The 8,853-nt window shown below is 71.6% G+C and carries 11 protein-coding genes; all 11 read right to left on the reverse strand.

Annotated elements, in window-relative coordinates; translation table 11 throughout:
* Nucleotides 1-242: 242 nt before the first annotated feature.
* A complete protein-coding gene (locus ACEZHJ_RS15600) occupies nt 243-713 on the reverse strand; it encodes a phosphatidylglycerophosphatase A (RefSeq protein ID WP_163143611.1) in 471 nt (156 codons plus the stop codon).
* Entirely contained in the window at nt 710-1,675 is a 966-nt protein-coding gene (gene thiL, locus ACEZHJ_RS15605; protein ID WP_163143599.1) for a thiamine-phosphate kinase, read from the reverse strand. Before thiL ends, ACEZHJ_RS15600 begins: the two co-directional genes overlap by 4 nt.
* Nucleotides 1,672-2,205: a DUF2889 domain-containing protein gene (locus ACEZHJ_RS15610; RefSeq protein WP_018716345.1), complete on the reverse strand. Its 534-nt coding sequence runs from the start codon at nt 2,203-2,205 to the stop codon at nt 1,672-1,674. The genes thiL and ACEZHJ_RS15610 overlap by 4 nt, the downstream gene beginning before the upstream one ends.
* The gene (gene nusB, locus ACEZHJ_RS15615; RefSeq protein ID WP_018716346.1) at nt 2,205-2,666 is read right to left on the reverse strand and encodes a transcription antitermination factor NusB; all 462 of its coding nucleotides are present in this window, start codon (nt 2,664-2,666) and stop codon (nt 2,205-2,207) included. Before nusB ends, ACEZHJ_RS15610 begins: the two co-directional genes overlap by 1 nt.
* 8 nt (nt 2,667-2,674) lie before the next feature.
* On the reverse strand, nt 2,675-3,139 hold the full coding sequence (gene ribE / locus ACEZHJ_RS15620; RefSeq protein ID WP_259200848.1) for a 6,7-dimethyl-8-ribityllumazine synthase: 465 nt from the start codon (nt 3,137-3,139) through the stop codon (nt 2,675-2,677).
* Nucleotides 3,140-3,189: 50 nt separating this feature from the next.
* The gene (gene ribBA, locus ACEZHJ_RS15625; RefSeq protein WP_018716348.1) at nt 3,190-4,323 is read right to left on the reverse strand and encodes a bifunctional 3,4-dihydroxy-2-butanone-4-phosphate synthase/GTP cyclohydrolase II; all 1,134 of its coding nucleotides are present in this window, start codon (nt 4,321-4,323) and stop codon (nt 3,190-3,192) included.
* Between the two features lie 32 nt (nt 4,324-4,355).
* Nucleotides 4,356-5,009, reverse strand: coding sequence for a riboflavin synthase (locus tag ACEZHJ_RS15630; RefSeq protein WP_018716349.1), 654 nt, complete (start codon nt 5,007-5,009; stop codon nt 4,356-4,358).
* Nucleotides 5,010-5,014: 5 nt separating this feature from the next.
* Nucleotides 5,015-6,148, reverse strand: coding sequence for a bifunctional diaminohydroxyphosphoribosylaminopyrimidine deaminase/5-amino-6-(5-phosphoribosylamino)uracil reductase RibD (ribD, locus tag ACEZHJ_RS15635; RefSeq protein ID WP_375036681.1), 1,134 nt, complete (start codon nt 6,146-6,148; stop codon nt 5,015-5,017).
* Entirely contained in the window at nt 6,132-6,623 is a 492-nt protein-coding gene (gene nrdR / locus ACEZHJ_RS15640) for a transcriptional regulator NrdR (protein WP_018716351.1), read from the reverse strand. The genes ribD and nrdR overlap by 17 nt, the downstream gene beginning before the upstream one ends.
* 10 nt (nt 6,624-6,633) lie before the next feature.
* On the reverse strand, nt 6,634-7,893 hold the full coding sequence (gene glyA, locus ACEZHJ_RS15645) for a serine hydroxymethyltransferase (protein WP_375036682.1): 1,260 nt from the start codon (nt 7,891-7,893) through the stop codon (nt 6,634-6,636).
* A 196-nt stretch (nt 7,894-8,089) separates the two neighbouring features.
* Nucleotides 8,090-8,848 (reverse strand): SapC family protein, encoded by a 759-nt coding sequence (locus ACEZHJ_RS15650; RefSeq protein WP_259202139.1) that lies wholly within the window; start codon nt 8,846-8,848, stop codon nt 8,090-8,092.
* Nucleotides 8,849-8,853 lie beyond the last annotated feature (5 nt).

Here is an 8,853-nt window from a genome sequence, read left to right on the forward strand (position 1 = left end):
GGTTGTTCATCATCAGCATACGACATCACCCACGGCGGAGCACAGCCCGTTCTGGGGGTATTGTCAGGCCTCAGCTTGCCTGTCTGCACTCGTGGCAAGGCGCGCTGAGCGATGTGTAGCGGCGCTACATGAGCGAAGCGCAACGCCGCGCACGGGCGCAGACAGGCGAGCCCGAAGGGAGCTGCGGGGCTCTGAGACCTGAACAATACATCCGGAACGGCTGTAAGACGCACCGCACCGTTTCAGCCCAGCAGGGCCAGCGCGAGGTGCAGGCAGACCGCGGCCGGCACGGCGGCGAGGACGTCGTCCAGCATGATGCCGAAGCCCCCGTGCAGGCGCCGGTCGAACACCCGGATGGGCCAGGGCTTGACGATGTCGAAGACGCGGAAGGCCACCACACCCGCCGCCACCACGGCGGGGCTCTGCGGTGCCAGCGCCAGGGTGGCGGCCAGCCCCACGAACTCGTCCCAGACGATGGCGGGATGGTCGTCGACGCCCACCGCACGGGCGGTGACACCGCAGATCCAGCAGCCGATGACGAAGGCCGCCGCGAGCACCGTGGCATAGGCCCACGCCGGCAGCAGGCCGAGGGCCCAGACCAGGGGCGCCGCAACAACCGTACCGGCGGTGCCCGGGGCCCGCGGGAGCAGGCCGGACCCGAATCCCAGGGCGAGGAACTGGCGCGGATCGGCGAGACGAAACCCCGCGCTCATTCGCCGGTCCCGTCGAAGTGCCGGTAGCCGGTGCGCCCCGCGGCAAGCGGCGCGCCGTCCGCACCGACGAGGGTCACGGCCGCGGCACCGGCGGTAATCACGCCAACGGGCGTCACCGCCACGCCGGCATCCGCCGCACGACGCCGTAGGGCCTCGCCGGCGTCCGCCGGCGCGGTGAACAGCAGCTCGTAGTCGTCGCCGCCGCTGAGGGCGTAGTCCAGCGCGGCCCCGCCGCGCGCGGCCAGCGCGGGTGACAGCGGGACGTCGGCGGCACGCACCGTCGCCGCCACCCCACTGCGCTCGCACAGGTGGGCGGCATCGGCAAGCAGCCCGTCGGAGACGTCCACCGCGGCGGTGGCGAGCCCGCGCAGTGCCCGCCCGAGGGCGATCCGGGGGGTCGGCCGGTGGAGCCGCTCGATCAGGGGGGCCACGTCGTCTCCGCGCTCGCCGGCCTGCCAGCAGGCCAGCCCCGCGGCGGCCTCGCCGGGCCACCCCGAGACCCACAGGACGTCGCCGGGGCGGGCGCCGTCACGGCGCAGGGGATTGTCCACCGGCCCGCCGACGAACAGCGATGCCGTCAGCCGCTCGCCCCGCGTGGTGTCGCCGCCGATGAGCGCCAGGCCGTGGGTCCGCGCGAGCGCGTCCAGCCCGCCGCGCATGGCGGTGAGCCAGTTCTCGTCCACCGCCGGCAGGGTCAGCGCCAGCAGCGCCCAGGCAGGCTCCGCGCCCATCGCCGCCAGGTCGCTGAGGTTCACGGCCAGCAGCTTGTGGCCGATGCTCGCCGGCGGGGCGTCGGCGGGGAAGTGGACGTCCTCGATCATGGTGTCCACGGCCAGCGCGAGGGTCGTGCCGCCGACCTCGACCAGGGCGGCATCGTCGCCGCAGCCCAGGGTCACGTCGCCGCGCTCGGCCCCCAGGCCGGTGAAGAACCGCTCGATCAGCGCGAACTCCGAGAGGCTCATCCCTGCTCCGGCCGGAACCACTCGGGGTAGAGGGTGGCGATGGCCTCACCGCCGGCACGCCAGCCGTGGCAGCTGTTCATGAGCATCGGGCGACCGTCGCTGTCCGGCGGCGGATGGATGGTCTGGTAGGCGGTGGTGGCGATCGGGCGCAGCAGCTCGAAGAGGTGGGTGCAGCCCTCGACGCTCCCGATGCGTGAGCGAACCGCCTTCATCCAGCCGGGGCCGATGCGCACGCCCACCAGCGACTGGAAGGCAGCGGTCGCGCCGGGGCAGTCCGGGAACGGGGTCGCGTCCATGCTCGCGGCGACCTCGCGGATGGTGAGGTCGTCGTCCAGGGTGACGCGCAGCGCCATGTCGTGCACCGGCTCGCCGGGCGCGAGCTCGCCGCGGAAGCGCAGCCGGAAAGCGCCGTCCTTGACGTCCGTGAGTCGGGCCTCGATCTCCCAGAGGCCGTCCTCGCGGCGGAAGCCGTCCAGCTCGATGCGGCGGCGGTGCAGGCGACGGCGCGGCGCGGGCTCGGGCAGGGCCATCAGCCTTCCCCGGCGCCGAGCTCGGCGCGGCGCAACGCGCTGTCGTGGCCGACGCGGTCGAGCACGCCGTTGATGAAGCGGTGGCTCTGCTCGGCGCCGAACGCCTTGGCGAGCTCCACCGCCTCGTTGAGCACCACCCGGTAGGGTACCTCCATGCGCTCCAGCAGCTCGTAGGCCCCCAGGCGCAGGATCGCCTTCTCCACGGGGTCGAGGGTGCGGAACGGGCGGTCCAGGTGCCCCTCGAGCGCCGCATCCAGGCGCGAGGCCGAGGCCGGGACGCCGTGGAGGAGCACGGAGAAGTACTCCAGGTCCGTGCGGCCCATGCGGTAATCCTCGAGGAACTGCTTCTCGATGGAGGCGATGTCCTGGCCGGCGACCTGCCACTGGTAGAGCGCCTGCAGCGCACGCCGGCGGGCCCGGCTGCGCCGGCGATAGTCCTCGTAACGCGGGGTTGGGGTCATCTGCGTCCTCAGTCGAGCCGCCGCAGCAGGCTGATCATCTCGAGCACGGACATGGCCGCCTCCGCGCCCTTGTTGCCGGCCTTGGTGCCAGCGCGCTCGATGGCCTGCTCGATGGTGTCGGTGGTGAGCACGCCGAACGCCACTGGCACATCCGCACCCATCTGCACCTGGGCGAGGCCCTTGGTGCACTCGCCGGCGACGTAATCGAAGTGCGGCGTGCCGCCGCGGATTACGCAGCCGAGCGCCACGATGGCGTCGTAGCGCCCGGCCCCGGCCAGGCGCTGGGCCGCCAGCGGCAGCTCCCAGGCACCGGGCACGCGCACCAGGTCGATGCCGGCGTCGTCCACGCCGTGCCGGGTGAGGCAGTCGTTCGCGCCCTCGACGAGGCGGTCGACGATGAATGCGTTGAAGCGCGTCGCCACCAGGGCGATACGGGCGTCACGCGCGGTGAAGTCACCTTCTATCGTGTTCATTGGGTCCGGACCTGGCTGTCAGGGATGATGGCTTGGTTGCAGTCCTGGGGCTAGCGTTCGGGCTCGATGTACTCGACGACCTCCATGCCGAACCCGGAGAGGCCGTGCATCCGCTTCGGCGAGGAGAGCACGCGCATGCGGCGCACACCGAGATCGGTGAGGATCTGCGCGCCGACGCCGTAGGTGCGCAGGTCCTGGCTGGCCTCGCCCTCGGCGCGGCCGCCCTGGGTCTCGTCGATCTGGCCCGCCTGCAGGCGCTGGTAGTCGCGCATGCGCGCGAGCACGTCGGTGGCGTCACTGGGACGGCGCAGCATCACCACCACCGCCGTCTCCTCCTCGCCGAGCTGCTCCAGCGCCGGGCGCAAGGGCCAGCTCTGCTCCAGGCCGGTCGCGTCGAAGAGGTCGGAGAGGGTGTTCTGGATGTGCACGCGCACGAGCACCGGGTCCTCCGGGCGCGGACGCCCGCGCACCAGCGCGAAGTGCAGCGCCCCGTCGACCACGTCCTGGTAGGCGTACAGGTGGAAGCGCCCGTGGCTCGTGGGCAGCTCGCAGTCGGCGACCCGCTCGACCGTGCGCTCGTTGCGCACCCGGTAGGCGATGAGGTCCGCGATGGTGCCGATCTTGATCCCGTGCTCGCGGGCGAAGGCCATGAGGTCGTCGCGCCGCGCCATGGTGCCGTCCTCGTTGAGGACCTCGACGATCACCGCGGCCGGCTCGAAGCCGGCGAGGCGCGCAAGATCGCAGCCCGCCTCCGTGTGGCCGGCACGCGTGAGCACCCCGCCGGGCTGGGCCATGACCGGAAAGATGTGCCCCGGCTGGACGATGTCCTCCGGGCGCGCCTGGGGCGCAACCGCCGCCTGGACGGTGCGGGCGCGGTCGGCCGCGGAGATGCCGGTGGTCACCCCCCGTGCCGCCTCGATGGAGAGCGTGAAATTGGTGCCGTGCTGGTCGCCGTTGTCGTTGACCATCAGCGGGAGGCGCAGCTGCTCGCAGCGCTCGCGGGTCAGCGTCAGGCAGATCAGTCCGCGGCCGTAGCGTGCCATGAAGTTGATGTCGTCCGGGCGGACCATGGACGCGGGCATGAGCAGGTCGCCCTCGTTCTCCCGGTCCTCGTCGTCCATGATCACGACCATGCGCCCCTGGCGCAGCTCGTCGATGATCTCTTCGGTGCTGTTGAAGGCCATTGATGTCGTTCTCCGATCCCGTGGGCGCGCCGTCAGCCGCCGAAGCCGTGACGGGCGAGGAACGCCCGGGTGATGCCGCCGTCGCCGTCCGCCCCGCCGCCGCTCATCAGGCGTTCCAGATAGCGCGCGATGATGTCCACTTCCAGGTTCACGGTGTCGCCGGCGGCCCGCCCGCCGAGGGTGGTGACCGCGGTGGTGTGCGGCACCAGGTTGAGCTCGAACTCCGCGCCCGCTACCGCGTTGACCGTGAGGCTCACGCCGTCGATGCAGATGGAGCCCTTCTCGGCGATGTAGCGGGCCAGGCGCTCCGGCGCGCGGAAGCGCCAGCGCTCCGAGCGTCCCTCCGGGCGGCGCCAGACCACCTCACCGAGCCCGTCCACGTGGCCGCTGACCAGGTGCCCGCCCAGCGGCGTGGCGAGCGTCAGCGCCTTCTCCAGATTCACCGGGTCGCCGGTGCGCAGCCCACCCAGGGTCGTGCGCTCCAGGCTCTCGGAGGAGACGTCCGCCTCGAAGCGCGGGCCGTCGATGCGCACCGCGGTGAGGCAGCAGCCGTTGACCGCGATGCTGTCTCCGATACCGACCTCCGCGAGGCCGAGCTCCGGGGCCTCGATGGTCAGCCGGCGACCGCCGTCCACGGCGGTCTGGCCGCCGACGCGGCCGAGGCACTGCACGATCCCGGTAAACATCCTTCTCAGCCCTCTCCCGCCGGCGCGAGCACCAGCCTCAGATCATCGCCCACCTGACGGCGGTCCGTCACCCGCAACGGGATTCTGTCCGCCATAGCCTCGAGTTCTGGCAGCACGAGCAGACCGCGGGCGGCATCGCCCATCAGGTGCGGCGCATAGTAGACGATCAGCTCGTCGGCGAGGCCGGCGGCGACCACCGCGCCGGCCAGGGTCGGCCCCGCCTCCACCATCACCTCGTTGACCCCGTCCCGCGCCATGGCGGCGAGCACGGCGGTCAGCACGGGGCGCCCCTCCGGGTCCGGCGGCAGCGGTACCACGCGGGCACCGGCGGCCTCCAGCGACGCCACCCGGGCGTCGTCCGGCCAGCTGCAGAACACCGTCACGCCGCCACCGTCGGTGACCAGACGGGCCGTCTCCGGCAGGCGCAGGGACGGGTCGATCACGTAGCGCGCCGGCTGCACCACCGGCGCATCGACGTCACGGACGGTGAGCGCCGGGTCGTCGGCGAGCACCGTGCCGATCCCCGTGAGCATGGCGCTGCTGCGTGCCCGCCAGCGATGGACGTCACGCCGGGCCGGGGCCCCGGTGATCCATCGGCTCTCGCCGGAGGCCATCGCGGTGCGGCCGTCCAGGCTCGCGGCAAGCTTCACCCGGACCCAGGGCATGCCTTCGGCCATGCGCCGGAGGAAGCCCGGGTTCAGTCCCCGCGCCTGCGCCGCCATCAGTCCGGCGGCGACATCCACGCCGGCACCTCGCAGGCGCTCGAGCCCGCCGCCGGCCACCGCCGGGTTGGGGTCCGTGCCCGCGACCACCACCCGCGCCACGCCGGCCTCCGCGAGCGCGTCCGCGCAGGGCGGGGTGCGGCCGTGGTGGGCACAGGGCTCCAGGGTGACATAGGCCGTGGCGCCGTGTGCCGCGGCCCCCGCCGCGCGCAGGGCGTGGACCTCGGCATGGGGCCCGCCGGCGCGTTCGTGCCAGCCCTCGCCGACGATCTCGCCCGCCCGGGCGATCACGCAGCCGACACGGGGATTCGGGTCCGTGGTGTACAGGCCCCGGCGCGCGAGCCGGATCGCCCGCGCCATGAGGGCGTGGTCCGTCGCGGAGAAGCTGCCCGGGCCCGGCTCACTCCCGCCGGTCATTGTCGCCGTCGCCCGTGTCCGCCGAGCGCTTCTCCAGCCCCTCGATGACCTCGCGGAAGGCACTGACGTCCTCGAAGCTGCGGTACACCGAGGCGAAACGCACGTAGGCGACCTGATCGAGCTCGCGGAGCTCCTCCATCACCCAGTCGCCGATACGGCTCGCCGGCACCTCGCGCTCGCCGGTGGACTGGATGCGCTTGCGGATCCGGTTGATCGCCGCCTCGATCGCCTCGGTGGCGACCGGGCGCTTCTCCAGGGCGCGGGACAGGCCCGTGCGCAGCTTCTCATCCGAGAAGGGCACGCGCGAACCGTCGCGCTTGACCACCCGCGGCATCAGCAGCTCCGCGGTCTCGTAGGTGGTGAAGCGCTCGCCGCAGGTGGAGCACTCGCGGCGACGACGCACCTGGTCGCCCTCGCTCGCGAGCCGCGAGTCGATCACGCGGCTGTCCTGCGCCTGGCAGAAGGGGCAGCGCATCGGGTTGCGCTCAGCCCCGCCCGTAGACCGGGAAGCGGGCGCAGAGGTCCGTGACCTTGGCGCGGACCGCCTCGATCACCGACTCGTTGCCGAGGTCGTCGAGCACGTCGCACATCCAGCCGGCAAGCTCCTTCGCCTCCTTCTCGCCGATGCCGCGGGTGGTGATCGCGGGCGTGCCGATACGCAGGCCCGAGGTCACGAACGGCGACTGCGGGTCGTTGGGCACGGTGTTCTTGTTCACCGTGATGCTGGCGCGCCCCAGCGCGGCGTCCGCGTCCTTGCCGGTGACCCCCTTGTCGATGAGGTCGATGAGGAAGAGGTGGTTGTCCGTGCCGCCGGAGACGATGTTGTAGCCGCGCTCGGCGAGCACCCCCGCCATCGCCCGCGCGTTGTCCACCACCTGCTGCTGGTAGGCCTTGAACGCCGGGTCCAGGGCCTCCTTGAAGGCCACCGCCTTGCCGGCGATGACGTGCATCAGCGGTCCGCCCTGGGTACCGGGGAAGATCAGCGAGTTGAGCTTCTTCTCCAGCTCCGGCTCACCCTTGGAGAGGATCAGCCCGCCGCGGGGGCCGCGCAGGGTCTTGTGCGTGGTGGTGGTGACCACGTGGGCGTGGGGCAGCGGGTCCGGATAGACGCCCGCGGCGACCAGCCCGGCGACGTGCGCCATGTCGACGATGAAGTAGGCACCCACCTTGTCGGCGATGGTGCGCATGCGCGCCCAGTCGATGACCCGGGAGTACGCGGAGAAGCCGCCGATGAGCAGCTTCGGGCGGTGCTCCTCGGCGAGGCGCTCGATCTCGTCGTAGTCGAGCTCGCCGGTCTCGGCGTTCACACCGTACTGCACGGCGTTGAAGATCTTGCCGGAGAAGTTCGGCTTGGCACCGTGGGTCAGGTGGCCACCGTGGTCGAGGCTCAGGCCGAGGATCGTGTCGCCCGGCTTGGCCAGCGCCAGATAGACCGCCGCGTTCGCCTGCGAGCCCGAGTGGGGCTGGACGTTGGCGAAATCGGCGCCGAAGAGCGCCTTGGCGCGGTCGATCGCCAGCTGCTCGGCGACGTCGACGAACTCGCAGCCACCGTAGTAGCGGCGGCCCGGATAGCCCTCGGCGTACTTGTTCGTGAGCACACTGCCCTGGGCCTCGAGCACCCGGGGGCTGGTGTAGTTCTCCGAAGCGATCAGCTCGATGTGCTCCTCCTGGCGGCGACGCTCGTCGTCCATGGCCTTGGAGAGCTCGGGATCGAAGCCCGCAATGGTCATATCACTGGAGAACATGCAACTTCCTCTCAACGCTTCGCAAAGGCAGTGCCCCGCGCACCACGGCTACCGGGCGCAGCGGGCGATGTCACTGAATCGGACAGAATAAAGGATATTGACGGGTGTTGCATGAACGATGGCGACATCCGGACGTCCGGACAGGGGGGCGGGACAGGACCGCCCGCCGGTACGGCGGGCGGCCCAATGGCGCGCCCTAGGCGCTCCCGGAGGCGGCACCGGCCGGGGCCGCGGCATCACGTCCGGCGATATGGCGGTCGAACAGCCGGTTGGCGGCCCCCAGGGACATCAGGTGGGCAAAGACCCAGCCCAGGAACCCCTCGCGATGCAGGGCGAGGACGTCGTCGTCACCAAGCGCGCGGAAGGCCTCCTCGTCGATGGCCTGGAAATCGTTGACGGTGAAGCGCTCCCCCCCCGGATGACTGAGCTGGAGGGTACGCGGGCGGAGCAGGCCGAGATCCTGGAGGGTGCGGACGAATGCCTCGGTACGACGCATTTCCGCGGTAAACCCCCGCAGAAAGTCGACGACCTCGTCCAGGTAGGGCGTATTGGCGCCGTTGTCGTCGAACAGGGCCTCGCCCTCGGATTCGTTCCAGCCCTCGTAGGCGGCGTCGAAGCACACCGAGAAGCGCTCCGCGTCGGTGTCGGCGAGCACGAACGGATAGCGGCGGATGAAGGCCGGGACATAGACGTTCGCCAGCCACTGGCCGTCATCGTCGAGGAACTCGTTACGCTCCGGCTCGAGGCCGAGCAGCGCGATGGGCACGGTCTGCTCCCCCTCGCCGATGAACAGGATCGGGTAGTCCCGCGCGGCCTGGTAGAACTCCTGACCGGCCAGCGGCACGAAGTGGGTGTTGGCGGCGAAACGGCAGTCCCCGGTCGGCTTGAGCCGCAGCCCCCGGTGACGCTCCCGGTTGAGCAGGGTGATCTCGCGGTAGAACAGCAGTGCACTCATCTCGG

Source organism: Arhodomonas sp. KWT2 (assembly GCF_041949875.1).
Classification (GTDB): domain Bacteria; phylum Pseudomonadota; class Gammaproteobacteria; order Nitrococcales; family Nitrococcaceae; genus Arhodomonas; species Arhodomonas aquaeolei.